The sequence below is a fragment of the Nocardioides cremeus genome, assembly GCF_030518195.1.
GTDB classification, from domain to species: Bacteria; Actinomycetota; Actinomycetes; order Propionibacteriales; family Nocardioidaceae; genus Nocardioides; species Nocardioides cremeus.
The window spans coordinates 1-231 of the sequence record NZ_JAULSC010000398.1; the positions used below are offsets into that span (position 1 = coordinate 1).

The following is a 231-nucleotide window of genomic DNA, read 5'->3' on the forward strand; positions in this document are numbered from 1 at the left end:
GGTGACCGCGAGCACCGGGCTGATCCTGCAGCGCAACTTCCTGGCCTACCGCCGGGTCTGGTGGATCTTCGCCACCGGCTTCCTCGAGCCCGTCTTCTACCTCTTCTCCCTGGGGGTGGGGGTGGGCGCCCTCATCAGCGGCTTCGAGGTCGGCGGCCGCGAGATCCCGTACGCCGAGTTCGTCGCGCCCGGGATGCTCGCGGCGTCGGCGATGAACGGCGCCGTGCTCGA

1 pseudogene is annotated in these 231 nt (G+C 70.6%); it reads left to right on the forward strand.

The window, feature by feature from the left end:
- Positions 1-231 (forward strand): annotated as a pseudogene (locus tag QWJ41_RS21485) (ABC transporter permease); the annotation flags it as partial.